The 26,172-nt window shown below is 37.0% G+C and carries 20 protein-coding genes and 1 tRNA gene; 16 read left to right on the top strand and 5 right to left on the bottom strand.

Going from position 1 to position 26,172, the window contains the following annotated elements; translation table 11 throughout:
- Positions 1 to 85: 85 nt before the first annotated feature.
- The gene (locus AC06G9_RS20085) at positions 86 to 556 is read right to left on the bottom strand and encodes an Lrp/AsnC family transcriptional regulator (protein ID WP_045753407.1); all 471 of its coding nucleotides are present in this window, start codon (positions 554 to 556) and stop codon (positions 86 to 88) included.
- A 341-nt stretch (positions 557 to 897) separates the two neighbouring features.
- Between AC06G9_RS20085 and sufB the strand changes: the two genes are divergently transcribed.
- The 3 genes from sufB to sufD all read left to right on the top strand — a co-directional run bounded on the left by sufB (position 898) and on the right by sufD (position 4,538).
- Positions 898 to 2,349, top strand: a complete 1,452-nt coding sequence (gene sufB / locus AC06G9_RS20080; RefSeq protein ID WP_045753408.1) for a Fe-S cluster assembly protein SufB — start codon at positions 898 to 900, stop codon at positions 2,347 to 2,349.
- A 71-nt stretch (positions 2,350 to 2,420) separates the two neighbouring features.
- Positions 2,421 to 3,179: a Fe-S cluster assembly ATPase SufC gene (gene sufC / locus AC06G9_RS20075; protein ID WP_021192429.1), complete on the top strand. Its 759-nt coding sequence runs from the start codon at positions 2,421 to 2,423 to the stop codon at positions 3,177 to 3,179.
- A gap of 57 nt (positions 3,180 to 3,236) precedes the next feature.
- Positions 3,237 to 4,538 (top strand): Fe-S cluster assembly protein SufD, encoded by a 1,302-nt coding sequence (gene sufD, locus AC06G9_RS20070; RefSeq protein WP_480957016.1) that lies wholly within the window; start codon positions 3,237 to 3,239, stop codon positions 4,536 to 4,538.
- Between the two features lie 59 nt (positions 4,539 to 4,597).
- Here sufD and AC06G9_RS20065 read toward each other — a convergent pair whose 3' ends face one another.
- Positions 4,598 to 5,017 carry a PH domain-containing protein gene (locus tag AC06G9_RS20065; RefSeq protein ID WP_480957015.1) on the bottom strand — a complete coding sequence of 140 codons (420 nt, stop codon included), beginning with the start codon at positions 5,015 to 5,017 and terminating at the stop codon, positions 4,598 to 4,600.
- A 136-nt stretch (positions 5,018 to 5,153) separates the two neighbouring features.
- Between AC06G9_RS20065 and AC06G9_RS20060 the strand changes: the two genes are divergently transcribed.
- The 6 genes from AC06G9_RS20060 (at position 5,154) to AC06G9_RS20035 (ending at position 16,276) form a co-directional block, all read left to right on the top strand.
- Positions 5,154 to 6,644, top strand: coding sequence for a sensor histidine kinase (locus AC06G9_RS20060; protein WP_480957014.1), 1,491 nt, complete (start codon positions 5,154 to 5,156; stop codon positions 6,642 to 6,644).
- Positions 6,645 to 6,803: 159 nt separating this feature from the next.
- Entirely contained in the window at positions 6,804 to 9,419 is a 2,616-nt protein-coding gene (locus AC06G9_RS20055; protein ID WP_480957013.1) for a zinc-dependent metalloprotease, read from the top strand.
- A gap of 23 nt (positions 9,420 to 9,442) precedes the next feature.
- Positions 9,443 to 12,784: a SusC/RagA family TonB-linked outer membrane protein gene (locus tag AC06G9_RS20050; RefSeq protein ID WP_480957012.1), complete on the top strand. Its 3,342-nt coding sequence runs from the start codon at positions 9,443 to 9,445 to the stop codon at positions 12,782 to 12,784.
- 11 nt (positions 12,785 to 12,795) lie between these two features.
- The gene (locus AC06G9_RS20045) at positions 12,796 to 14,115 is read left to right on the top strand and encodes a RagB/SusD family nutrient uptake outer membrane protein (protein WP_480957011.1); all 1,320 of its coding nucleotides are present in this window, start codon (positions 12,796 to 12,798) and stop codon (positions 14,113 to 14,115) included.
- A gap of 70 nt (positions 14,116 to 14,185) precedes the next feature.
- Entirely contained in the window at positions 14,186 to 14,911 is a 726-nt protein-coding gene (locus AC06G9_RS20040; protein WP_094773157.1) for a LytR/AlgR family response regulator transcription factor, read from the top strand.
- A 150-nt stretch (positions 14,912 to 15,061) separates the two neighbouring features.
- Positions 15,062 to 16,276, top strand: coding sequence for an MFS transporter (locus AC06G9_RS20035; protein ID WP_480957010.1), 1,215 nt, complete (start codon positions 15,062 to 15,064; stop codon positions 16,274 to 16,276).
- Positions 16,277 to 16,331: 55 nt separating this feature from the next.
- Here AC06G9_RS20035 and AC06G9_RS20030 read toward each other — a convergent pair.
- Both AC06G9_RS20030 and AC06G9_RS20025 read right to left on the bottom strand, forming a co-directional pair.
- Positions 16,332 to 16,404: transfer RNA gene (locus tag AC06G9_RS20030), tRNA-Gly, on the bottom strand.
- A 64-nt stretch (positions 16,405 to 16,468) separates the two neighbouring features.
- Positions 16,469 to 18,007 (bottom strand): NAD(P)/FAD-dependent oxidoreductase, encoded by a 1,539-nt coding sequence (locus AC06G9_RS20025; RefSeq protein WP_480957009.1) that lies wholly within the window; start codon positions 18,005 to 18,007, stop codon positions 16,469 to 16,471.
- A gap of 177 nt (positions 18,008 to 18,184) precedes the next feature.
- On the opposite strand from AC06G9_RS20025, the gene AC06G9_RS20020 reads away from it, so the two are divergent.
- The 5 genes from AC06G9_RS20020 to AC06G9_RS20000 all read left to right on the top strand — a co-directional run bounded on the left by AC06G9_RS20020 (position 18,185) and on the right by AC06G9_RS20000 (position 21,890).
- Positions 18,185 to 18,763 (top strand): LemA family protein, encoded by a 579-nt coding sequence (locus tag AC06G9_RS20020; protein WP_021188860.1) that lies wholly within the window; start codon positions 18,185 to 18,187, stop codon positions 18,761 to 18,763.
- Between the two features lie 89 nt (positions 18,764 to 18,852).
- Positions 18,853 to 19,284, top strand: a complete 432-nt coding sequence (locus AC06G9_RS20015) for a TPM domain-containing protein (RefSeq protein ID WP_045756235.1) — start codon at positions 18,853 to 18,855, stop codon at positions 19,282 to 19,284.
- 80 nt (positions 19,285 to 19,364) lie between these two features.
- On the top strand, positions 19,365 to 20,111 hold the full coding sequence (locus tag AC06G9_RS20010) for a TPM domain-containing protein (RefSeq protein WP_480958196.1): 747 nt from the start codon (positions 19,365 to 19,367) through the stop codon (positions 20,109 to 20,111).
- Between the two features lie 135 nt (positions 20,112 to 20,246).
- Positions 20,247 to 21,377, top strand: a complete 1,131-nt coding sequence (locus AC06G9_RS20005) for a redoxin domain-containing protein (RefSeq protein WP_480957008.1) — start codon at positions 20,247 to 20,249, stop codon at positions 21,375 to 21,377.
- A 69-nt stretch (positions 21,378 to 21,446) separates the two neighbouring features.
- On the top strand, positions 21,447 to 21,890 hold the full coding sequence (locus AC06G9_RS20000; protein ID WP_260948061.1) for a hypothetical protein: 444 nt from the start codon (positions 21,447 to 21,449) through the stop codon (positions 21,888 to 21,890).
- Positions 21,891 to 22,080: 190 nt separating this feature from the next.
- Here the strand turns inward: AC06G9_RS20000 and AC06G9_RS19995 are convergent, their stop codons facing one another.
- The gene (locus tag AC06G9_RS19995) at positions 22,081 to 23,658 is read right to left on the bottom strand and encodes a glycoside hydrolase family 10-like protein (RefSeq protein WP_346568400.1); all 1,578 of its coding nucleotides are present in this window, start codon (positions 23,656 to 23,658) and stop codon (positions 22,081 to 22,083) included.
- Positions 23,659 to 23,810: 152 nt separating this feature from the next.
- On the opposite strand from AC06G9_RS19995, the gene AC06G9_RS19990 reads away from it, so the two are divergent.
- Both AC06G9_RS19990 and AC06G9_RS19985 read left to right on the top strand, forming a co-directional pair.
- Entirely contained in the window at positions 23,811 to 25,238 is a 1,428-nt protein-coding gene (locus tag AC06G9_RS19990; protein WP_346568398.1) for an L-serine ammonia-lyase, read from the top strand.
- Between the two features lie 97 nt (positions 25,239 to 25,335).
- Positions 25,336 to 26,139: an MBL fold metallo-hydrolase gene (locus AC06G9_RS19985; RefSeq protein WP_480957007.1), complete on the top strand. Its 804-nt coding sequence runs from the start codon at positions 25,336 to 25,338 to the stop codon at positions 26,137 to 26,139.
- Positions 26,140 to 26,172: the final 33 nt, after the last annotated feature.

Here is a 26,172-nt window from a genome sequence, read left to right as displayed (position 1 = left end):
TAATGATAATCAACATTTCCTCCTGGTTATCTTAACCTAAACCAATACCCTATTTAAATAGTAGCAGTTGCTTTTAAAATTAGTTTTAATATTCCAATGGAATAATGGGCTCTTTCTTGCTGGTGGACATAATCATCATCGTCTGAAAAGTCTTCACAAAAGGAATCTTGGCTATTTTCTCCATGATAACTGCTTCATAAGCTTTGATATCTTTGACATATACCTTAAGCATAAAATCACAGCTACCCGTTACGTGGTGACATTCCGTAACCTCAGGAATCATTTTCACGGCTAAAACAAATTCTGGAATAGCATTATGGGTGTGAAAATCCAAAGATATCTGTATAAACGATTTGATTCCTAAACCTAATTTCTCTTCATCAACAAAAGCATGATAGCTTTTAATAAATCCTGAATTTTCAAGTTTTCTAACACGTTCTAAAGTCGGAGCTGGAGAAAGGCCAATACTTGATGCTAATTGCAAATTGGTAATGCGTCCGTTCTCTTGCAATAATTTAAGAATTTTTAAATCTGTTTTATCTGGCAAAAATGGCATATTCAACTATTTTTAATGGTGATATTCTGTAAATATACACAATTGTTCCAAATTTAATTTGGTGATGGTGCGTGTTTTTGGTTTTTAATTTTTTATATAGCTTTTGTTTATAGTTTGAATGATGTATTATAGATTTTCACTATCTTAAATCATTTATTTGTAAAAAAGTGATATACGTTAAGCTTAGAACGCGTAGAAAGTGACTTTTGTCACTTTTTTAATCAAAATGAGGTTCTAAACTGCTAAAAGTAACGTTTTATTGACAGGTAAATCGTAACTTTGTCGTTCAGAAGATTGTGGGTTTTACCCGAGTGCAATTTTTTAAACCGTGAGAGCGAACTATGAGTACTAAAGACGACGATTTACTAAAAGAGCTAGAGCTCGAAGAATATAAATACGGGTTCACGACAGACATCGAAATGGAATTTGCACCGATTGGTCTTACAGAAGACACCGTGCGTTTTATTTCGGCAAAGAAAAATGAACCTGAATGGTTATTGGAGTGGAGATTGAAAGCATTCCGTCATTTTCAGACCTTAAAAATGCCTAAATGGCAAAATTTTGAAACACCTGAAGTTGATTTTCAAGGTATCTCTTATTATGCGGCACCTAAGGTGAAACCGCAATTAAATAGTTTAGACGAAGTAGACCCAGAATTGTTGTCTACGTTTGCTAAATTGGGGATCCCATTGGATGAACAGAAAATCTTAGCAGGTGTGGTTGCTGTAGATGCTGTATTTGATTCGGTCTCTGTGAAAACGACTTTCCGTGAAAAACTAAAAGAGCAAGGTGTCATCTTTTGTTCTTTTGGAGAAGCTGTTCAAGAGCATCCAGAATTGGTGAAAAAATATTTGGGGACAGTTGTTCCTCAAACTGATAATATTTATGCGGCATTAAATTCTGCTGTATTTTCTGATGGGTCATTTGTATATATTCCGAAAGGCGTTCGTTGTCCGATGGAATTGTCTACTTATTTTCGTATCAATGCGCAAAACACCGGTCAATTTGAGCGTACGTTGATCGTAGCTGAAGAAGGAGCATATGTTTCTTATTTGGAGGGTTGTACTGCACCTATGCGTGATGAAAATCAATTGCACGCAGCAGTGGTAGAATTGATCGCTGAAAAAGACGCAGAAATAAAATATTCTACTGTTCAAAACTGGTATCCTGGTGATAAAGATGGTAAAGGTGGTATTTTTAACTTTGTTACAAAACGAGGAATCTGTAAAGGAGACAATAGTAAGATCTCTTGGACACAGGTGGAGACTGGTTCTGCAATTACATGGAAATATCCAGGTGTAATCTTGAAAGGCGATAACTCAGTTGGTGAGTTTTACTCCGTAGCGATGACCCGTAATATGCAAGTCGCTGATACAGGCACCAAGATGATTCACATCGGAAAGAATACAAAATCAAAAATTATTTCTAAAGGTATTTCTGCTGGTAAAAGCCATAACAGCTATAGAGGTTTGGTGAAAATCGGTCCTCATGCAGACAATGCAAGAAACTTTACACAATGTGATTCTTTACTAATTGGAGACCGTTGTGGTGCACATACTTTTCCTTACATCGAAAATCGTAATAATACAGCAACTTTAGAGCACGAAGCAACGACTTCAAAAATTGGAGAAGATCAAGTCTTTTATCTCAATCAACGGGGTATTGATTCTGAAAAAGCTGTAGGACTTATTGTCAATGGTTACGCCAAAGAAGTGTTAAATCAATTGCCAATGGAGTTTGCAGTAGAAGCTCAAAAATTATTAGCAATCTCATTAGAAGGTTCAGTAGGATAGATATAAAAATATAGTTGCGTAATAAGAGCTAGCTAATAGCACTTGAGGCAATACACAATACTAATAAAGAAATGTTAAGTATAAAAAATTTACACGCGTCTGTAGACGGCAAACAAATTTTAAAAGGTTTAAATCTTGAAGTAAAAGCAGGTGAGATTCATGCCATCATGGGGCCAAATGGCGCTGGTAAAAGTACTTTAGGAAATGTTTTAGCTGGTCGTGATGCGTACGAAGTAACTGAAGGTGAAGCTTTATTGGACAATGTTGATCTATTGGATTTATCTCCTGAGGATCGTGCTCGTGAAGGTCTATTCTTAGCTTTCCAATATCCAATCGAAATACCAGGGGTATCAAACATTAACTTCTTAAAGACAGCGGTTAACGATATTCGTGCATATAAAGGTTTGCCTCCTATGGAAGCAAAGGAGTTCTTAAAAACGGTTAAAGAAAAACAACAATTGGTTGAATTCTCTGCTAACCTAGCGAATCGTTCATTAAATGAAGGATTTTCTGGTGGTGAGAAAAAACGTAATGAAATTTTTCAATTGGCGATGTTAAATCCTAAATTATCTATCTTGGACGAGACAGATTCAGGATTGGATATTGATGCTTTACGTATCGTAGCTAACGGTGTGAATCAATTGCGTTCTAAAGATAATGCTTTTGTAGTGATCACACACTATCAACGTCTTTTAGATTATATCGTGCCTGATGTTGTGCACGTATTATACAACGGACGCATTGTGAAATCTGGTCCTAAAGAACTTGCTTTAGAATTAGAAGAAAAAGGTTACGATTGGTTAAAAGAATTAGACGCACAAAACGCATAATCACCCTAAATCTTGTGAAAGAATAGAGTTTTTTAAGCGATTTGATTAAAATATAAAATGAATACATTAGTTTCAGAATCATTACTTCAACAAGTGTTGAACAGTTTTCAAGAGCAAGTGGCAGAGCCTGCTTTTTTGTCGACGATACGTCAGCAAGCTTTTGATCGCTTTTCGGCAGTTGGCTTTCCTACTGTGAAAGATGAAGAATGGAAATATACCAATATTCATAAACTTATCGATCAATCATATGTATTGAATTCGGATGTGGATATTGAAGGATTAGATTTTAGTGCTGGCGAAATTCCAAACTTGGATGCTCACCGCATCGTATTAGTTAACGGTCAATACATGCTTTCATTCTCTTCGTTGGAAGAGGAAAATGGTCTTATCGTAAAAACTATGGAAGATGCTGTAGAGGAACCTGCTTTTAAAGCTCATTTTGCGCAGCATGCTGATAAAGCCAATAACCCTTTCGTAGCATTAAATACTGCCGGTTATACAAATGGTGTTTTTATTGCATTAGCAAAAAATACAATTTTATCAAAACCAATTCATATTATCCATGTTGCGACAGGCCGTGAAGATTTCTTCTCGCAAACACGTAATCTGATTGTTGTAGATGCCAATGCTGAGGTAGAGATTATTGAGTCCTATATGACAGTGGATGGTGCTGCTAAAAACATTCAAAATAAAGTTTCGGAAATCGTGATCAAGGAGAATGCGAAAATGCAGCACTATTATTTGCAAATCGCAGAAGCTGTCAGTCATTATTTCAATCATACCGAAGTATATCAAGAGAAGTATAGCCTTTATAATAATTATAACTGTAACTTCCCTGGCGCATCTTTTATTAGAAATAATATCAATATACGTCTTGATGCCGAAAATGTAGAGAGTCACTTATATGGTATCAATTTGACAGATGATAAACAGTTGGTGGATAACCATACGGAAGTCGATCATATGAAACCGCATTGTGAATCTTACGAATGGTACAAAAACATTACGCAAGGCGAGTCAACAGCTGTTTTTAACGGTAAAATTTTTGTGCGTGAAGATGCTCAAAAAACGAACGCATTCCAGCAAAATAATAATTTGTTGATTTCAGATCAATCAGCAGTTTATACAAAACCGCAGTTGGAAATTTTTGCTGACGATGTTAAGTGTTCACATGGTTGTACCATCGGACAGTTTGACAATGATGCCTTGTTCTATTTAAGAGCGAGAGGCATAAGAGAACAAGCAGCACGTATTTTATTAGTACATGCATTTGCATTTGATGTAACAAGTCGTTTTTCAAATGATGTTGTTCGTCAATATGTAGAAGAATTAGTTGAAGAAAGTTTAACAAGCAAATAGGTCACTCCCAATTGCTCTATCTATAAAAAAGCGTTTGAACTCTAATTCAAACGCTTTTACTATGAAATAATTTCAATTGCTGGATTTACTTTTAAAATTTCCTGGAGAAAAGTATCCTCGGAATTTGGATTGATAAAGACATCATCATATATATTAAAGTGTACCACCAGCCCCTTTTGATATGGATTAAAAAATGGGTACAGTCCTCTAGTTTGATTTCGTTCAATTTTTCGGATTGAAGGAATTGAAATTGTCTTCTGTTCTAAAAAATGATTCAACTTCAAGGATTTGTCAACAATACTATATTTTGGAAATATAAAAATGATGTACCAGATGGAACCAAGAAATACGGTTGATAACAGTGCACTTAGATAAATTCCATTATTAATACTTCCATAATATTTAAAAATAAGGATAGTTAAGATAATCAGTAACCAAATGCAGGTTCCTCCATTGATTTTTGGTCTATAATTTTTCATAATGAAGTATTTTTGTGGTATTCAATACTTTAAGTTAGTATTTTTTCTGCTATTTCCATATAAATTTTTCAAGATATAGTAATTCATAGGTCATTTGATCTTTTAAATTGATGAATAGTTGTTTTAATTTTTGATTTTGAATAAATACATAGTGGCTTCAATTTCTTTTACACGTAATAGAATACGCATCTTAGGTCTGGCACTCGTTTTTGTAGTGTCCATATATATCATCATGTTTCGTGTGATAGATCAACGTTTGGAGCGATTGAATAAACGTATTTTAAAGGAGGTATCATTAGAAAAATCAGAGCTTGTTCAAAAAGAATTTGACGATTTTGATCGCATTTTTCACTTAATGGGACTTGCTGCAGATGAAGGTCAGCAAGAGTTTATGAATAAACTCATTGAACAAGACAGCGTTAAACGATTTCTTGTTGCCTATACGTACTGGAAGCCTGAATCGGGAAATTATTCAAAAAGGCTCACATGGTATGTTGATTCGCTAAATATAGACTCCGCTATTATTAGTAATGAATTATCTGTTGACCGCTCTTCGACTCGTTTTATAAAGAGTAACAAAGGAATGTACATACATGCTTATGTCACGACCAGTGCCGGAATATTGCAGCTGACATTAGATCTACATAAGTTGAACGCTTATTTTTGGGGAAGAAATTTTGGAAGGCATGCCTATTTTGAAGTTTATGATGCAGATGGGATATGTCTCATTTATCCTGATGTAAAGCGTATTGGACAAAAGAGAGTGACGACCTGGAAGAGATACCCATTAAAAGATAGTACAATGGTGTCGGACTATATACACATGGAAGTTTTGATGGAAGAGTTTAAGCTTCAAGGCATATGGTCAAACAGTAAACTTTTTGTAAATGTATTATTAATAATGACAGAAGAAGAAGTTCGCGATATTGGTAATACAACTTTTCTTCTTGGAGCAATTGGAATAGCTACTATGTTGGTTTTTATGTTTTTAATTGATTTGCAAAACAGAAAAGCGAAGCAATTGATGTTAAGGAATTTGGAGTACCAGAAAGAAGATGCTTTGCTGCGATTTGAAAATTTAAAAAGAAAAGTCGATCCTCATTTTTTATTCAATGCATTGGGTTCTTTGCAGCAATTAATAGGTAAAGACCCAATCCAAGCAAAGGCTTTTGTGGGCAAAATGGCAAAGGTATACCGTAAGTTCTTAAGTCGTGATGAAACTGGGTTGACAACAATAAAAGAAGAAATCGTACTAGCAGAAGAATATTTTTTTCTACAAAAGATTCGCTTTGCAGACACCTTAAATCCTTTAGAAATCAATATTTCGACAGAATCGATGGCTTTATATATTCCCCGTTTTAGTTTGCAGATCCTGATCGAAAATGCGATTAAGCATAATGAGCTCAATAGGGAAAAACCACTGTCGATCTCCATTATTGAAACCCACGGCCAGCTTGTTGTGCGAAACACGGTGTTGTTAAAAAATCCAGATGTGGATTCAGCGGGCTATGGAACACAAATGATCGCACATGTGTATGATTTTTATCATGTCCAAGGTTTTGAAATACAGTATACTGAGGCATATTTTATAGTTTACCTCCCCTTTATTCATATCGATAGTCAATAAAGTTAAAATAATAATTTAATAGCGCTAGACTATTCTTCTAGTATTACTGCGGATTCACTCCTGAAATCAACGCCTTCACTCGGTTTTGCTTTTTGGAACGATAATATATTGGCATCTTCACCACCCTATATCTATGAGTCCTATATTAATTTAATACAAATGAATAATCTGCCTTTCAAAAGAAATTCAGCATTAGCAAGCTTAAGTTTCTTTTCCATTTTTATCCTCAATTCTTGTCAGCTGCTCAGTCCATTAGGCTTAGGTAAAAAGAAAGATGTTGTCGCTGATTCCACAAAAAAAAATTCGGCTTTGGTATATGATAAGTTTTTAAAAAATGCCAAAATTGATAGCGGAATTTTTAATGTGATTAATAAAGAGAAAGATTTCTTTTTTGAGATACCTGTAGAAAAGCTAGATCAAGATTTTTTATTGATCAATAAAATCTCTTCAGTGCCATTAGCATTGAACGAAGCCGGTTTAAATAAGGGAATGAATTACGAAAATAAAGTTATTCGTTTTTCTCTGAAAAAAGCACGTAAAGAAATTTGGGCTAGTGAAATCAAGCCACAGGTTGAAGTGCCTAAAGAAGATGCGATAGCGCGTTCAGTAGCGGATAATTTTACACCATCTTTCATTGAATCCTTCAAAATTGAGGGATATAATAAGGATTCTTCTTCGGTCATCATCAAAGTGAATAAAGTATTCGATGGTACGGAAAAAAGTTTCAATGATGTATTTACCAATATTGGTCTAGGCACATCACCAAAGACTGCTTTATCGATTATCGATCAAATGAAATCATTTGATAACAATATTGTCATCCGTTCCGTTTTATCGACTCGAGTAACAGAGGGCAATGAATCGATTCCGATTAGTTTGACGATAACAAGTAATATATTAGAACTGCCAAAGAATGCCATGAAACCTAGATTCTCAGATCCAAGGGTTGGTTATTTTACGACTCCGCGTTGGTACTTTTCAGATAAACAGCAAGAATTAGAGAAGCGGGAACTCGTAACTCGTTGGCGTCTAGAACCTCGTGAAGAAGATGTACAACGTTATTTAGCAGGTGAATTGGTTGTGCCTAAGAAACCTATTGTTTTCTATATTGATCCGGCTACTCCGCAACAATGGCGTCAGCAAATCATCGAAGGAGTACATGATTGGCAAAAGGCTTTTGAAGAAGCTGGTTTTAAAGATGCGATCATTGCAAAAGAAGTTCCTAAAGAAATGGATTTTGATATGGATGATGCCAATACATCTGCAATTACCTATGCGGCATCTCCACAGGCCAATGCCATGGGACCCTCAGTTGTAGATCCTCGCACTGGTGAAATTCTAGAAGCAGACGTTATTTGGTGGCACAACGTAATGACCGCATTGAACTCATGGATGCGCGTACAGACTGGTATTATTGACCCAACAGTTCGTGGTAATATATTTTCGGACGAAAAAATGGCGCATGCTATTCGTTTTGTGTCTTCTCATGAGATTGGTCACACCTTAGGGCTGAAACATAATATGGGTTCTTCTTTTGGCTTTCCTGTAGACTCTTTGCGTTCGGCATCTTTTACACAAAAGATGGGTGGTACAGCAACATCCATTATGGATTATGCTCGTTTTAATTATGTTGCACAGCCTGAAGATCAAGTGCAAGCCATTACACCAGTGATCGGGTTGTATGATAAATATGCGATTGCATGGGCTTATCGTTGGTATCCAAATAAAACAGCTTGGGAAGAACTACCATTGTTGAAAAAAGAAATCGAAGCCAAGCAAGACAATCCTTACTATTGGTATGGAGAACAACAAGACCCTAAAAATACAATTGACCCAAGATCACAATCTGAGGATTTGGGCGATAATGCGATGCTTGCCGGAACCTATGGTTTGAAAAATTTAAAACGCATCATGCCTCAAATTATTAATTGGACAACGACTTCTGGTCAAGATTATTATAAAGCAGGTAAATTGTATATGGCAGTGATCGGTCAGTGGTATACTTATGCCGATCATGTATCTAATAATATTGGAGGTATCTACTTAAATAATCCTGTTTTGGGAGATGGCAAAGATGCTTATGCAGCAGTACCACGTCAGACACAAATAGAAGCATTAGCTTATTTGAAACAACATGTCTTCACGCTGCCAGAATGGTTGTTCCGTAAGGAATTGATGACAAAAACTTTCCCATTAAAAGATAGTCCAGTAGGATCATTTGAATATGCGCCCTATACATTAAAAAGAGAGTTTCAATACAGTTTGTTGTATAATTTGCTTCAAGACCAACGCTTACTGCGTATGACAGAGATGGAATTATTATTTGGACGTAGCCAAGCTTGGAGTGTAGAAGAATTTTTGAAAGCACTGCGTCAAGATATTTTTGCAAAAACGATAGCAAAGCAAAACTTAGATATCGATGCACGTATGTTGCAGCAAAATTATATCGATATTTTATTGATTACCAATAATAAAAGTATGGATAAGTTAAACACAAAGAAATTATCTTTTGTGGACCAATTTATGCAAACAGCCAAGCCAACTTTTTGTCCGATACACGGCACAACACATGCGGTTATTGATGAATCTCATTTACGTAATGTACATGTTTCGGGTATGAGTAGAACCGCTGAAATGTTGACCGTAAAACGTGCTGAACTCATTCAGATCCAAAAGTTGTTGAAAGCGGCACAATCATCAGGCGATTTTACCACACAAGCACATTATCAAGACCTATTAATGCGAATTAGTAGTACTTTAAATATGAGTAAATAACTAAATCTATATATCAAAAACAAATGAACAAATTCTTACTCTTTATTGCGTTTTCTTGTTTCCATTTACTGACTTTTGCCCAAGAGACAGTCATCTTAAAAGGAAAGGTGTTGGATAGCAAGACGCAAGCTCCAATTTCAGGAGCAACTGTATTTATTGAAAGTACAGCAGTAGGGGAATCTACTGGGGTATCTGGCCAAATACAACAATCGGCTTTGGGGGCCGTGACTGATCATACAGGTAGCTTTACGTTAACTGTTCCTACAGATGTAAAGTATTTTACAGTTTCTTTTGTGGGTTATCAGAATAGACAGATCCAGGTTGCCAAAGTATTTAATACGATTTATTTGGAGTCTCTTGAAAATGCCTTACAAGAGGTTATCGTGACTGGATATAATCCAATTGCAAAGAAAAAAAATACTACTGCTTATACTAAACTTAAAGTCGATGATATCAAGCAAACAGGAGTATCGAGTATTGATCAATTATTAGAAGGTCAGGTAGCTGGGTTACAATTGACCAACTTAACTGGAGGACCAAATTCAGCTCCGCAGATCCGTATTCGCGGTACTGTATCTATAAATGGTACGCAGGATCCACTTTGGGTAATCGATGGTTTGCCCATTGAAGGAACAGCTCTGCCAAACTCCTTTGATAAGGATAACTTAAATAGTTTACAAAATTTACCTATCGCGGGTATCAATCCTGATGATATTGCCGATATCACGGTATTAAAAGATGCAGCGGCAACATCCATCTATGGTGCTAGAGCAGCCAATGGTGTCATCGTCATTACAACAAAAAAAGGTAAGCGTGGTCCTACCCAAGTTGCAGTTTCTGCCAATAGTTTTGTAACTCAAAAACCAGATTTTGATCGCTTGAACTTAATGAATTCGTCGCAGAAAGTTGATTTCGAGTTGGCTATGGCTCAACGTAATGATTTAGATTACAGAGCCGGTAAAGGTGCTATTGCACGTTTATTGAATCAGTCAAATGAGTTGGATCTCTTCCGTCAGAGTGGCTTATCGGCTTTATCTAATAATACGCAAGATGCTATTCAAAACTTAAGGAATCAAAATCAAAACTGGGGGGATGAATTGTTCCGTGCAGCACTAAACCAACAATATTCAGCATCCATCTCTGGAGGGTCTGATAATCATGATTTCTACCTATCTGGTGGTTTTTATGATGAGCAAGCAGCAACAAGGGGAGTAGGAATGCGCCGTTACTCATTGACATTAAATAATAACTTTACCATTAGTAATAAGTTAAAGGCCGGAATTAATTTATTAGGTTCAACAACTGGAAGAAATAACTTTATTCAAGACGCTGATGCGTTTACGAATCCTGTGAATTATATCCGTTCGGTTAACCCATATCTCTCCAAAAGAGATGCACAAGGTAAATTTGTTTATGACCCCGATATTGATGGATATGAAAATGCATATATCCCGTTTAATTCTATTGAGGAACGTCAAAATACAAGCTATAACTTAGATAATAAAGCTTTAAAAGCAATTGCGAACTTATCTTATCAAGTATTGCCTTCCTTATTGTTACGTACTGAATTTGGTCTGCAGTTTGATGAGAACCGTTCAGAGAGATTTGCGGACAAGGAGTCTTACAATACGAGAAAATTAAGAGAGGGTACACGTTACTATGACTCTGTCGCGAAAAAGAATAAGTACTTCTTGCCTGATGGCGGAACCATTCAAAATGATAATCGGAGCATCTTTCAATATAACTGGAAATCCTTTGCACAATATAACCTAACCTTAAATGATAAACACGATTTTGAATTTATGGGTGGTACAGAATTACGTCGATCAAAATCTGTTGGAATTGCTACTAAAGGCTTTGGTTATAACCCAAAAACCTTGACGACTCAAAGTATTCTTTTTCCAAATGCAACGAATATAGATAATCCATTATATCGCCAATATGCCAAAGTAATTGGGGAGACATCTTACGCATCTTTCTATGCGAATGCTTCCTATACCTATAATCAAAAATATAATGTGTACGGAAGTATTCGTTACGATGGTTCAAATATGTTCGGTGTAGATCCCAAATATAGATTTTTACCGATTTGGTCAATCTCTGGTTCATGGAATGCCAGTGAGGAAGATTTTATCAAAGAGCAAACTTGGATTTCGAATTTAAAAGTTAGAGGTTCTTACGGTATTCAAGGAAATATTGATCGGAATACCTATCCTTTCATCATTGGTAATTACAGTACAGGAACAGTATTACCAGGGAATACAGAAGAAACGATTGTGGTTACTACACCGGCAAACGATAAATTGCGTTGGGAGAAAACAAAATCATGGAACCTAGGCTTAGATTTAGCGGTCTTAAAAAATAGACTACAGTTTACAGTAGATTATTACAACCGCAAATCTACAGATCTAATTGGTACAAGTAGTTTACCTTTAGAAAATGGTTTCGAGAATGTACAACGTAACTGGGCTTCAGTAAATAATGATGGTATTGAATTCATGATCAGTAGCCGTAATATTGTACGAGAAGATTTTACTTGGTCTACCGATTTTAATATTGCACATAACCGTAGTAAATTGACTCGTGTTATCAGTAACCCGAAGGCTTATTCAGTAGATGTACGTGAAGGAGACCCAATTAATTCTTTATATGTATTAGAAACCGCTGGCTTAGACAAAGACGGTCTACCTCAGTTCTATAATGATAAGAGAGAGGTTGTTTCTTATGAAGATTTTTATGGTTTATATGATGGATGGGCAGATTTTCTACCGGGCTATAATGTGTCAACAAGCCTAACAGAAAAGACATATCAGGAGAAATTTAAATACCAAGGTTCATTGGATCCTAAATTTATTGGAGGTATGACCAATAGATTTCGTTTAGGAGCCTTTGATTTAGCAGTTTCTGCAGTATTTAATGTGGATAAATGGATGCGTCGTACACCAACTTATAATCCATCTATGGTGGATCGTGGGTTTAATTATACTACAGATGTTTTAACAGCGGTACAGGGTGGGGCAGCTGGTATTCCAAAAATTGGCTCTTCAAATTCAGAATTAAATGATCGTTGGATGGCTTATAGCTGGATGATGGACAATGATCCAGTCGGATCGTATAAGAACTTAGATATCTGGTCAAAAAAGATGAGTTATGTGCGCATCAATAGTATTCGTTTAGGGTATACCTTGCCTAAATCTATTGCTAGTAAAGTACAGGCATCAAACATTCGCTTTAATGTCGAAGGACGTAACTTATTGGTATTTGGATCAAGTTATAAAGGTTACTTCGATCCAGAGACTTATGGAAATAACTACGCGCAACCCATCTCTAAGTCTATTTCCTTTGGTTTAAATGCATCATTTTAATTAAGCTAAATATGAAAAAGAATTTATTATTTATCGGATTACTTGCAGCAGTTTTATTGACCTCTTCTTGTAATAAGTATTTAGATATACAACCCGTAGGAACGGTTATTCCTAAAACAGAATCAGATTTTAGAGCCTTAATGGTTTCGGCATATATCAGTTATCCAGCGCATAAATCGCGACTGAATTTGCGTACAGATGAATTAATTTTGGATGAATATTCAGTAGATATTGGAGAAATTAAAGATTTATATCTTTGGAATGATCAGAATCCAGATGTGAAAACCTTTCCTATGGCTTGGGAGACCATCTATAAGTCAATTTTTTATGCAAACTATGTGATTGCTGAAGGAAAGAATGTGGCTGGAGACTCTGATGAGATGCAACAAATTCGTGCGGAAGCCTATTTAATTCGTGCTTATTCGCATTTCGAATTGTTAAATACCTATTCGGAAAACTTTAATCCGGCTAGTGCAGCAACAGATCGTGGTATACCTATTTCTTTACGTGTTGATTTGGAACAATTGTTTAAACCAGCTTCGGTAGAAGAGGTATATGCACAGGTATTAGCGGATATGAAAGAGGCTGAAGCTTTGTTGCATGTAAGCGATAATGCAAACAATGTAAAATATAGATTTTCCAAAAGAGCATATTATGCTTTTGAAGCTCGTGTACGTTTGTATAGAGGAGAATGGTCATTAGCAGTGGAAGCCGCAAATAAAGCTTTGGCAATAAATGCTGATCTGGAAAATTTGAATCTGCCGACTTCAAAAATTCCGACAGATTTCGAATCAAAAGAAATGATCCAGGCTTGGGAAAGAGTAGGAGACTCGAAAGTGAGTCGTTCAACTTTTATTAATCCTCAGTTTATGGCAAGTTATTCAAAAGGGGACTTGCGTTTAACTCGTTTCTTCCAAAAATCAGGTCATGATTATGTTTCTGCAAAAGGAACAGATACACGATATAATTCTACGTTTAGAAATGCAGAATTGTATTTGATTAAAGCCGAAAGCGAAGCGCAGTTGGGTAAAAAGGATCAGGCAATAGCTTCGTTATCTACTTTATTGAAAAATAGATTAATCCCAGAGACATACTCAGAAGCAATACAGAGATTGGCAACTTTATCCAATGACGCTTTAAAGGCAGAGATTATTGCTGAAAGAGGACGTGAATTGACTTTAGAAGGTTTACGCTGGTATGATTTAAAACGGAGTAGTAGACCCGCGATTGAACACCATTATTTGGATCAAGTTTATCAGTTGCAGAAAAATGACCCCCGTTATGTGATTCGTTATCCAAAAGAATCAATTTCGAATAATCCAGATTTATAAAATTAACGCATTTTTATAAAATTCAATCCTCATTCTGAAAAGAATGGGGATTTTTTTATAAATTCAGCACATGTTTAAAAAGATATTAATCGTAGAGGATGAAAATTGGGCTTCGGAAAGTTTACTGGAGAAATTGAGCCAATTGATTTCCTCAAAGTTTGAATCTACGGTTAAAACGACAGTGCGCGAAGCTGCCGATTGGTTGCTTAAAAATGAGGTCGATCTCATTTTTATGGATGTTCAGCTTGGTGATGGACTCAGCTTTGAGATCTTTGATCAAGTAAAAATCAACGTACCTGTTATCTTTACAACCGCTTTTGAAGATTATGCATTAAAAGCATTTCAACATCAAGGCTATGCCTATCTATTGAAACCTTATGATGAAGACGAGTTACAAGAAGCTCTGAATAAAATTACACCCTTTTTTGCTCAAGAAACCGATGAGGTAAAGTACAAAAGTCGTTTTTTGGTACGCTATGGAATAAGGCTAAAATCTATCCCAACAGTTGATATTGCTTACTTTATGGCTGAAGATAAACTGCTTTATGGATATACCAAAGATGGCGATCAGTTTATTGTGGAAGATACTATTACAGGACTTGGATCAAGGCTAGATCCAGAGTTCTTTTTTCAGATCAATCGCAAATTTATCATACATATTGATTCCATTTCGGATATGTTAAAAGTAGGACGAAACCGTATTCGCCTGCAACTGCAACCAGCTCTGCCGGTAGGAGTTGAAGTCATAGTCAGTGAAGATAAATCATCCGATTTTCAAATGTGGTTGGATCGCTAAATTTTTTCTATTTTTGTGCCATTATGAAAGTCGCTTTATATACAACATTTTATTTCTAATCTGAGGACAATTTCGTTCATTAGGTTTTTTGTTTCATGAGGTCAGTGATATTGTACTATCACTGACAGTTGTATTTTACTGAATTATTTTATGGAAAAGAAAAATTGGTTTCAGACCTATCTCTATATTTGGATTGGACAGTTTGTATCGTTATTGACCAGTTCTGCGGTTAACTTTGCTGTAATTGTGTGGTTAAGTTTAACCCACAAATCTGCAGAAGTATTGGCCTTGGCCGGAATAGCTGGCTTATTGCCTCAAGCATTGATCGGCCCATTTGTTGGTGTTTTTATCGATCGTTGGGACCGCAAAAAGGTGATGATTTTTGCAGATGCTTTTATTGCGCTTTGTACTTTGCTCATGACATTTGTCCTTCAAGGATCAACTGTCGGCTTATCTTTGATCTATCTGTTATTAGCATGTCGCTCTATTGGATCTGCTTTTCATGCTCCTGCGATGCAAGCTATAGCACCATTGATGGTGCCCGAGGATAAGCTCTTGCGTGTATCAGGGATCAATCAGATGCTTCAATCGGTGAGCAGTATCGCAGGACCTGCACTAGGTACATTGGCTATTACTTATTTTTCAATTTCACAAGTGCTTTATCTCGATGTTATTGGTGCTGCTGTAGCCATTATATCCTTACTCTTCGTGACCATACCACATCTAGCGGTAGAGTCCACCTTGTCGATTGCACAGGTTTGGGATGATTTGAAACAAGGTATGAAAGCCATCTATCATAATCGTGGATTGAGCCTACTGTTTTTGTATGCCATGATCGCCACTTTTTGTGTAATGCCTATAGCCATCATGTTTCCTTTGCTGACCATTGGTCATTTCAACGGTGGTAAATGGGAGATGAGCGTAATTGAAATTATCTGGGGAGTTGGTATGTTAGTCGGAGGTGGCTTGTTGAGTGCATTTAAAGTTCAGTTCTCGAAAGTGATCATGATTAATACCATGCATATCGTGCTGGGATTGACATTTGCATTTTCAGGCTGGTTTCCTGCTACCTGGTTTATCCCATTTGTCGTAGTGACTGCGATTGGAGGAATGGCGATGTCGCTGTTCTCTGCCTCATTTATGACCACTATACAAGAAGAAGTAGCTCCGCAAATGTTGGGACGTGTGTTTTCCCTTTATTTTAGTCTTGCTATTTTACCAAGTGTCGTTGGACTACTTTTTACCGGTTTTATTGCAGATGTTATTGGAGTTGCTCATGCTTTTGTGATCGCAGGAATACTGATGATGGTTGCAGGCATATTATCCTTTTTTACACCAGCAGTAATGCGCTTAGGAAAGAAATAGTTTAAAATCTCCTGAAAAAAATAAAAGCTTCCAAATTTTGGAAGCTTTTATTTTGAGCGAAAGACGAGATTCGAACTCGCGACCCCAACCTTGGCAAGGTTGTGCTCTACCAACTGAGCTACTTTCGCATTTGTCTTACAAAAATACGGCTTTATTTGAATTTTTGCAAGACCAATTTAAAAATTTATCAATTTAAAGGATCGCGTCTGCACAATTCATCCCATCAATCGCTGCAGAAATAATACCTCCAGCAAAGCCAGCGCCTTCAGCGCATGGATAAAGTCCTTTAATTTCAGGATGTTGTAATGTTATTTTATCGCGCGGAATGCGAATAGGAGATGATGTCCGAGATTCTACGGCAACTAGGATCGCTTCATTCGTATAATATCCTTTCATCTTTTTCCCAAAAATAGGTAGCGCACCACGTAGCGCCTCATATACAAACTGTGGCAATACTTGAGTTAAATCAGCAGAAATTGTACCCGGTTTGTAAGAGTTTTCAGGGAGATCTTTGGAGATACGTCCTTCTACGAAATCAATCATACGTTGGGCAGGTGCGACCATTTTGCCTCCACCAGCTTCAAAAGCGCGTCTTTCTATTTCACGTTGAAAATCTAATAGGGCAAATGGATTACTTTCAGATCCCTCAACATCTTCGAGATTGATTTGAATGACTGTACCTGAATTGGCATGTGGATTATTCCGCTTAGAAGGTGACCAGCCATTGACCACAATTTCATTGTCTGCTGTAGCACAAGGAGCAATAACTCCACCAGGACACATACAAAAAGAAAACACTCCGCGACCATTTACCTGCTCCACGAGACTATAATAAGCCGGTGGAAGATGTTCGCTTCTTATTTCGCAATGGTATTGCGCCTGATCGATAATCTCTTGTGGATGTTCGATGCGTACTCCCAAAGCAAAGGCTTTTGCCTCTAGTAACCAGTTTTTTTTACGGAAGAGTTCAAATATATCACGTGCAGAGTGTCCCGTTGCGACGATGACATGGCTTGCAGTTAATGATGTACCATTGGCAAGTGTAACTCCCGTAACGTGACCGTTTTCCGTATTGATATCGACCACACGCTGTTCAAAAATAACCTCGCCTCCATAAGAAATGATGGTCTCACGAATCGCTTGGATAATATGCGGTAATTTATTAGTGCCAATATGTGGACGTGCATTGACCAGGATATCTTCATTTGCACCGTGAGAGACAAATAGTTTTAATACTTTTTCAACATCACCACGTTTGTCAGAGCGTGTATACAATTTGCCGTCTGAATAAGTTCCAGCACCTCCTTCGCCAAAACAGTAGTTTGAATCTTCATCCACGATACCCTCGCGATTTAACTTGGCAAGATCGCGACGACGGTCCTGTACACATTTGCCACGCTCGATGACGATCGGTTTTAGACCTTTTTCAAGACACTGGAGTGCCGCAAATAAACCCGCTGGCCCAGCACCAATAATTAAAACAGGTTGTGAATCTTGGACAGATTGATAGTTGATCTTAAAACTTTCGGTAATGGGGTGCTCGTCTATAAAAAAGATAATACGAGCTCTAAAAACAACATGACGACTTCGGGCATCTATTGAACGTTTACGGATTTTAAATCCTTTAATCCGTTCAAGTTTTATATTCAAGGATTTGGCACCTTGATTTAAAATGTAAGTATCGTCTTCCATTCGTTCTGGAGCGATAGCCAATTCAATTTCTTTCTGCATAAATTTCTTGCTGGGTTTTTATCCCAAAAACAGGTCAAAGTTAAGGATATCTACTGTATTTTTTTAGTGATTAGTAGGTGTGCACCTAAAATTATTCTTATATTCGTGGGAGTGGTATAAGCTTTGTAGTAAGCATATCATTAAAATTTATTTGAAATATATTAATTCAACGAAAAAATGAAAAGATTATTAGTCGCATTCTTTGGTTTAATGGTCGCATTATCTTTCAGTTCATGTGGGTACAATACAATGGTATCGCAGGACGAAAATGTAAAAGGTAAATGGGCTCAGGTTGAAAATGCATATCAGAGACGTGCAGATTTAGTTCCTAATTTGGTCAATACCGTTAAAGGAGCTGCAAAGCACGAAGAAAGTACATTAACAGCTGTTGTTGAAGCTCGTGCAAAAGCGACTTCTATTACGGTAGATCCTACTAATTTGAATGAAGAAACGATTGCACAATATCAAAAGGTACAAGATCAATTTTCTGGTTCTTTGAGTAAATTGATGGCGACAGTAGAAGCTTATCCTGATTTGAAAGCAAATCAAAACTTTTTAGAACTGCAAGCACAATTAGAGGGCACTGAAAACAGAATTTCAACAGAGCGTAGAGCGTATAATGAAGCTGTACAGCAGTTTAATACTACGGTAAGAAGCTTTCCTAATAATTTGATGGCAGGTATGTTTGGCTTCAAAGCGAAAGGAACCTTTACAGCACAAGAAGGTGCAGATAAAGCACCAGCAGTATCTTTCTAAATATACCACAATAGTTTACTAGAAAAGATGAATGATGGGCTTATCTTGTGCACACATTCATCTTTTTTTATTTTTATAAGACTTTAGTAATGGGAACATTTTCATCAGAACAGCAGGAAAAAGTGGTGCATGCCATCAGTATAGCGGAGAATAAAACTTCGGGTGAGATACGAGTGGTGGTTGAAAAACACTGTCCTGGAGAAGTTTTTGATCGGGCAACATATTATTTTGAGAAATTGGCGATGCATAAAACTGCTTTAAGAAATGGAGTTTTAATTTATTTGGCGCATGAAGATCATAAGTTTTCGATCATTGGAGATGCTGGTATTCATAAGAAAGTATCGGACGATTTCTGGGAGTGTACAAAAGAAATTATGGTGCAAGAATTTCGAAAAGAACAGTTTGTAGAAGGATTGATTCAAGGAATTGTGCATGCTGGAGGCCAATTGGCAAAATTTTATCCGAGAGAAGAGGATGATATTAATGAATTACCGAATGATATTGTTTTTGGCGATAGATGAAAATGAATAAACTGAAGGAATATAGGTCATTGACCAAAATTAGATTTTCAAGCATCAATATTTTTGCATTGACGATTGCTATGCTGTGCAGTGTGGTCAGTTTGCTTGCTCAGGATTTTCCGGCTGTACCAAACCGATTGGTCAATGATTATACAAAAACATTGACATCAAGTCAGGTGGATCAACTGGAACAAAAGCTCCTAGCTTTTGAAGACTCAACTTCTATACAGATTGCCGTAGTCCTGATGAATTCGACAGGATCTTATGATATTAGTGATTATGCAGTACGACTTGCTCAACAATGGGGCGTTGGAAATAAAAAGTACAACAATGGTATCATGCTCCTTGCAGCAATTGGAGATCGGGCAGTTACTATTCAAACTGGATATGGTATAGAAGGATCTGTCCCCGATGCGATCGCACATCGAATCATTGAAAATGAAATAAAGCCTGCCTTTCGAGCGCAAGATTATTATACAGGAGTAAACCGTGCGACAGATGCATTGATTTCATATACTAAAGGAGAATATAAAGCAGACCCGAAGCAACCAGAAGGAAAAGGTGGTGGTTCAAAAATGTTGATCATCATTGTGGTTGTCATGATTGTTATTGCTCTAATCTCACGCAAAGGGGGCAATGGCGGTAACGGCGGTGGTAAAGTAATGAATGGTAGAGGAACTTCTGATTTGTTTTGGTGGACTTTACTTAATAGTCTAGGTCGAGGTGGATCTGGCGGCGGCGGCTTCGGCGGCGGTGGTGATGGAGGTGGCTTCGGCGGTTTTGGTGGTGGCGGCTTTGGCGGAGGCGGTGCCAGCGGCAGATGGTAACAGATAACAATTAGAGAATAGCAAAGGATAAATAAATTTTTAAGATAACGAAGCCATCATGAGCAAGTGTGATCAAACACGGATGAATTTTGCTCATAATAGCTTCATAATAGATCAAAAACAAATTATATACTGATGAAAAAAGGAATATTATTGGGATTAAGTTGTATCCCAGCTTTAATTTTTGCACAAGAAAACTTCACCTTAACAGGTAAGGTAAAAGGTGCTTCGGATAAAGCAAAAGTTTTTATGCAATATGTTGAAAATAATGCACGTAAAATTGATTCTACGACTATAACTGGAGGACAGTTTAAGTTTAATGGTTCAGTTGCTGGACCAGTAAAAGCTTATGTAATACTTTCTGCCGATGGCACATCCATCAAAGAAATTCAAAACCCTGATCTAACACAAGTTTATTTGTCAAGTGGTGTCATTAAGGTAGACACTGATGGCGAAATGAAAAATGCTATTATTTCAGGTAATGCTATTAATACTGATTTTGCAAAATATCAAGCAGCAACCAAGTCTTATACAGATGCATTTCAGGGTTTAAATAAACGCTATGCTGAAGCTACGGATGAGCAACGTAATGATCAAACTTTTATAGCAGGTTTACAGAAAGAAGCAGGTGAGATCAATGAGAAACAAGAAGTAGCGGACGAACAATTTATTCAGGATAATAAATCAAGTTTTATTACATTGGATCTACTTTCTGATAAGTTAGATAGTGAAAATGTCAATTCGTTAATTATTCCAAGTTATCAAGCACTTTCTGCTGATCTGAAAAATAGTAAAAAGGGTAAAGAATTAGCGGCTAGAATTGAGAAATTGAAGGCAGTTGCTATCGGTTCAATGGCACCCGATTTTTCACTGCCAGATACTGCCGGAAATGAAATCGCATTGTCTTCTTTAAGAGGTAAGTATGTGTTATTAGATTTTTGGGCAAGTTGGTGTGGACCATGTCGTCATGAAAACCCCAATGTAGTAGCTGCATTTAACAAATTTAAAGACAAAAACTTTACTGTATTTGGTGTCTCATTGGACAACCCGGGTAAAAAGGATGCTTGGATGAAAGCAATCGCTGACGATCAGTTGGGACAATGGCCACATGTATCAGATTTGCAAGGTTGGAAATCAGCACCAGTAGGATTATATGAAGTACGTGGTATTCCACAAAACTTTTTAATTGATCCGACTGGTAAAATTATTGCTTCAAATCTTCGTGGAGAAGAACTACAAGCTAAATTGGCAGAATTGCTAAAGTAATAGCAGTGTAAGGATACTATTTAAAGCTTTTCGATTCGTCAAAAAGCCCTTTTATTTTTACTATTGTAAATGCGTATTTTTTTTTACCTGATATGGGCAACGGTTTTAGTGACCAGTTGCCAGAACAAACAAGAAGCGGGAGTACCGATTCTTAATCTAGCGGCTTTATCCGCCATTCCTTTGGAAAAGCCAATCGATAGTTTGGCAAAGGGCGATACCTTTATTGATGTTCAACTGCCTGTAGGAGCACGTATTGAAGAGTTATCTAAAGATGATTTAAGTCTATTGAAAGCTGCGGCCTATCGTTTTTTTGGTAAAGTTAAATTAGTCGATAATCAATATGTTGCAGATATTAAAGATGGAAAAGAAATTGAAGTTTCAGATGCTGTTGTTTCTGCATATTTGAAGGCCATATCCAGTACAAATGCTTTTGCAGATTCCCTTAAAAAGGAAGGACAAGAGATTCAATTGCCCGCTATCACGGATGAATACCGAAATGCTTTATTGAAATAACGGTAAACAGGCGTGTCAAATTAACGATTGCCCCAATGACTACTTAATTTTTAGAAGCGTCGATTGAAATAAAAAAAGGAAAACCAACGCTATAAATTTTGGTTTTCCTTTTTTTTAATTAAAATGATTTGATCGTGTACTACAACGTTTATAATTATAAGTTTCACACTATTTTCCTATTTTTTTTACTTTACTTCATCGTGTAAACAGAACTATACTTCGATAATTTTTCCGTACTTCTGATATTGGAAGGTTCGCTTTCGTTTTTCATACGGTCGAGTGCTGTCACAAAATAATAATACTGCTCTTTTGGATTGATATCAATATCGGTATACTGCAGATCATCTTCATGATAAGTAATGTGGATGATCTTGCTGCTATTGTTTAAGTCTAGTTTTTCCCCCTCCTTGAAACGATATACCACATAACCATAAGCTGACTCACCATCTGCAGCACGATCAGGTTTTTGCCATACGAGATTATTCATTCTTTTATTATCTGATGGTTTTAGTTGTAATCCAAAAGGAGCATGCGGTGGAATGCTATCGATCCATGGCATAGTTGGTGGTAAAGAAGATGCGTGATACAAATTACGTTGAAGCGAATCTTGTAATCCAGCAAGATTATCGGTTAATGATTTGGAACTAAAGAAAATACTACCTTGGACATTTGGCTGTTCGCGTAGATAACGAATTTGCCGCGGAATTTGGCTCCGGTCGGTCCATCCTGGTTTTTTTTCATTTACCCGGTACGCTCCATGTCCGATATAAAAATGACGGCCATAAGTATGATTTTGCCACCATGCTACTAATATTTCATAGGCTGCAGCGCGGTTTTGAAATGGAAAATAAATCTGAGGATTGATATAATCGATCCATCCCTCTTTGATCCACTTTACACCATCGGCAAAAAGAGTTCGGTAACCGCTTAGACCATGGGTATTAGAACCATCTTTATTTGCATCTTTATTGTCCCAAATACCAAATGGACTAACGCCATATTTGATGTAGGGCTTCTTGGCCTTAATCGCAATTCCTAGATCACGTATGAGTATATCTACATTGTTTCTTCTCCAATCATCGATATTCGAAAAATTGTTGGCATATTGCCCGAATGTGATGCGATCAGGTATCGGAGTGTTACGACTATCAGGATAGGGGTAGAAATAATCATCAAAGTGTATTCCATCAATGTCATAATTATTGACCACGTCCATGATGACACCAATTATATATTCACGAACCTCAGGAATACCTGGATTGAATAGTTTTTTGCCTGCATAAGTAAAAAACCATTCAGGTTTCTTTTTGGTAATATGATCTTCAGAAAAATGATTGGGATTGAGTGTTGTAGATGCACGATAAGGATTAATCCATGCATGTAATTCCATTCCTCTTTTGTGACACTCGTCGATAATGAAATCCAAAGGATCATAGAATGGATCGGGAGCTTTTCCTTGTTTACCTGTTAAATAACGACTCCATCCCTCTCTTCCACGACCGTAAAAAGCATCTGCCGATGGTCGTATCTGAAAAAGAATGGTATTCATACCTGATTTTTTGTGCTCATCCAAAATATGAATAAGTTCTTGCTTTTGTTTTTCAACATTGGTGCCTGTGGCCAGTGTGGGCCAATCAATATTTCCGACAGTGGCAATCCAAACACCACGAACTTCTCGTTTGGGGCTAGGTTGGGCGCATAAAAGTTGTGCTGTTAGTGCGATTAGAAAAAATACTCCAAGTAAGTGCAGAACGTGTTTAAATCTCATTTGTTTAATGATAAGTTAACAAAGATAATTAAGCTTTATTGATAAAGTATTAAATCTTTGTAAGAACTTTGTTGTTGTTTTATATTCTGTAAATTGCAATGTTTTTGGACTGTCCTAAAAACATGATTTTGATAGCGCTTTATAACTATAGAATGAGCAAAGAACAAATTTCCGTTTTTGATATGTTTAAAATTGGTATAGGACCTTCCAGTTCGCATACCTTAGGCCCATGGCGAGCTGCACAGCAATTTACGAAAGTATTGCATGATAAAGCTGTGCTCGATATGGTGGAGTCTGTCAAAATTTTACTCTATGGTTCTTTAGCGAAAACAGGGACAGGACACGGAACAGATATTGCAGTCCTTTTGGGATTAAGTGGAGATGATCCCGTTACTTTTGATGTCAATCAAGTAACTCCAAAAGTAGAACATATCAAATCTGTACATGAATTGAGATTGGCAGGTACCCATCCAATCTCTTTCTCCTATCAGGAAGACTTACTTTTTCTTTATAGCGAAAGTTTACCCTATCATCCTAATGCAGTTACTTTTCAGGCTTTTTTAAAAGATGGTAAAGCACTTAGTGAGACCTATTATTCGATTGGCGGTGGATTTGTGGTACAGGAAAATGAAACAAGTAACACTTCTACAGAGGTTGATTTACCTTTTCCAGTTGAAACCGCGCAGGACTTATTGCACTGGTGCCGGAAGACTGGATTGAAAATATCTGAACTCGTTTTAGAAAACGAACATGCTTGGCGTGAAGAAGCAGAAACGCGTGCTGGTGTTTTAAATATATATAAAACAATCTATGAGTGTATATATCGAGGCTGTCATACCTCTGGTACTCTTCCTGGGGGGTTAAATGTTGAAAGGAGAGCTGCAAAGCTAAATCATCGATTGCTTAAGGATCGTACTTATCATGATTATGACAGTTGGATCGCTGCTATAAAAGCCGGTGGAGAAAATTTTCAGTATATCTTGGATTGGGTAAGTTGTTTTGCTTTGGCTGTTAATGAGGAAAATGCTTCTTTTGGTCGAGTTGTGACCGCACCAACGAATGGTGCTTCAGGTGTTATTCCTGCAGTATTACAATATTATATCACCTTTCATCATGGTGGTTCTGAGGATAAAATCATTCAGTTTATATTAACAGCATCAGAGATTGGGTCAATCTTTAAAAAAGGAGCTACGATTTCCGCTGCTATGGGTGGTTGCCAGGCAGAGATTGGAGTCTCATCAGCAATGGCTGCAGGTGCATTAACAGAGTGTCTTGGAGGGTCTCAAAGACAGGTGCTAATGGCAGCAGAAATAGCGATGGAACATCATTTAGGTTTGACGTGCGATCCGATCGGTGGATTGGTTCAGATTCCTTGTATTGAGCGTAATACAATGGGAGCGATCAAAGCCATTACAGCTGCACAATTGGCTTTACAGTCCAATCCTGATAAAGCTAAAGTAAGTTTGGATGCGGTCGTAAAGACCATGTGGGAAACGGCTTTAGATATGAATGTTAAATATAAAGAAACAGCAGATGGTGGATTGGCTGTACAAATACCACTAAGTTTACCCGAATGTTAATTTTTCAGATTGTTATCGCGCCATAATCAGCTACTCGGTTGGCAGAAATACAGGGTGAATATGAGCCACGATCTTTAAAGAATAAATAGTAATATATATGAAATATTGTGCTATTGCCTCTGGCAGTAATGGAAATTGTTATTATGTCGCTAAAGGGGATACGGCTATTTTAATTGATGCTGGCATAAACAGTAAGCACATACATCTGCGTATGTATAACTTGGGCATATTGCCTACACAAATTAAAGCCGTATTCATCACACATGAGCACAGCGATCATATTCGTGGTTTATCTGTCTTTGTCAAAAAGTATAATATACCTGTATATATTACAAATGGAAGTTATGAAGGTACACGCTTGAATCTTCCATCACATTTGGTTCATATCATCGCACCAGATGCGGTGACAGAAATTGGTGACATGAAAATTTATGGTATTCCAAAGTACCATGATGCTAAAGAGCCATGCAGTTTTTTGGTTTCAGACGGAGCGCATAATATTGGAATTTTAACCGATATCGGACGCCCTTGCAAAAATGTTGAACATGTGATTAAGCATGTTGATGTGCTGTTATTAGAATCTAATTTTGACGAAGAGATGCTGAAAAATGGTCGTTACTCTTACTTTTTAAAAAATAGAATTAGTAGTGGTTGGGGTCACCTTTCCAATACTGTCGCTCTAGATTTGTTTAACACACATCGTACATCCAGATTAAAGCACTTGATGTTAACCCATCTTTCTGGCGAAAATAACAGCGTAGAACTTGTTCACGAAACTTTTAGATCGCACTGTGAAGATATTTTACTTTCAGTGGCAACTCGCTATGAGGAAACCGAAGTTTTTGATGTAATCAATTTGAATACCCTTCAACATGATATGAGATCAAGTATGTGCGGTTAATAAAAGGTTGATGATTGATCGTGTCATACTTCG

The organism is Sphingobacterium sp. MAE (genome assembly GCF_056711605.1).
Note: the sequence above shows the minus strand (reverse complement) of the source record. Positions and strands in the feature narration are given on the sequence as shown.

What these genes read in the sequence shown, in the direction of transcription:
- AC06G9_RS20045 (WP_480957011.1), top strand. Translation starts at nt 12,796, where the DNA reads ATGAAAAAGAATTTATTATTTATCGGATTACTTGCAGCAGTTTTATTG.
- sufB (WP_045753408.1), top strand. Translation starts at nt 898, where the DNA reads ATGAGTACTAAAGACGACGATTTACTAAAAGAGCTAGAGCTCGAAGAA.
- AC06G9_RS20010 (WP_480958196.1), top strand. Translation starts at nt 19,365, where the DNA reads ATGCTGTGCAGTGTGGTCAGTTTGCTTGCTCAGGATTTTCCGGCTGTA.
- AC06G9_RS20020 (WP_021188860.1), top strand. Translation starts at nt 18,185, where the DNA reads ATGAAAAGATTATTAGTCGCATTCTTTGGTTTAATGGTCGCATTATCT.
- AC06G9_RS20040 (WP_094773157.1), top strand. Translation starts at nt 14,186, where the DNA reads ATGTTTAAAAAGATATTAATCGTAGAGGATGAAAATTGGGCTTCGGAA.
- AC06G9_RS20025 (WP_480957009.1), bottom strand. Translation starts at nt 18,007, where the DNA reads ATGCAGAAAGAAATTGAATTGGCTATCGCTCCAGAACGAATGGAAGAC.
- AC06G9_RS20015 (WP_045756235.1), top strand. Translation starts at nt 18,853, where the DNA reads ATGGGAACATTTTCATCAGAACAGCAGGAAAAAGTGGTGCATGCCATC.
- AC06G9_RS20065 (WP_480957015.1), bottom strand. Translation starts at nt 5,017, where the DNA reads ATGAAAAATTATAGACCAAAAATCAATGGAGGAACCTGCATTTGGTTA.
- AC06G9_RS20035 (WP_480957010.1), top strand. Translation starts at nt 15,062, where the DNA reads ATGGAAAAGAAAAATTGGTTTCAGACCTATCTCTATATTTGGATTGGA.
- AC06G9_RS19990 (WP_346568398.1), top strand. Translation starts at nt 23,811, where the DNA reads ATGAGCAAAGAACAAATTTCCGTTTTTGATATGTTTAAAATTGGTATA.
- AC06G9_RS20005 (WP_480957008.1), top strand. Translation starts at nt 20,247, where the DNA reads ATGAAAAAAGGAATATTATTGGGATTAAGTTGTATCCCAGCTTTAATT.
- AC06G9_RS20000 (WP_260948061.1), top strand. Translation starts at nt 21,447, where the DNA reads ATGCGTATTTTTTTTTACCTGATATGGGCAACGGTTTTAGTGACCAGT.
- sufD (WP_480957016.1), top strand. Translation starts at nt 3,237, where the DNA reads ATGAATACATTAGTTTCAGAATCATTACTTCAACAAGTGTTGAACAGT.
- AC06G9_RS20055 (WP_480957013.1), top strand. Translation starts at nt 6,804, where the DNA reads ATGAATAATCTGCCTTTCAAAAGAAATTCAGCATTAGCAAGCTTAAGT.
- AC06G9_RS19985 (WP_480957007.1), top strand. Translation starts at nt 25,336, where the DNA reads ATGAAATATTGTGCTATTGCCTCTGGCAGTAATGGAAATTGTTATTAT.
- sufC (WP_021192429.1), top strand. Translation starts at nt 2,421, where the DNA reads ATGTTAAGTATAAAAAATTTACACGCGTCTGTAGACGGCAAACAAATT.
- AC06G9_RS20085 (WP_045753407.1), bottom strand. Translation starts at nt 556, where the DNA reads ATGCCATTTTTGCCAGATAAAACAGATTTAAAAATTCTTAAATTATTG.
- AC06G9_RS19995 (WP_346568400.1), bottom strand. Translation starts at nt 23,658, where the DNA reads ATGAGATTTAAACACGTTCTGCACTTACTTGGAGTATTTTTTCTAATC.
- AC06G9_RS20050 (WP_480957012.1), top strand. Translation starts at nt 9,443, where the DNA reads ATGAACAAATTCTTACTCTTTATTGCGTTTTCTTGTTTCCATTTACTG.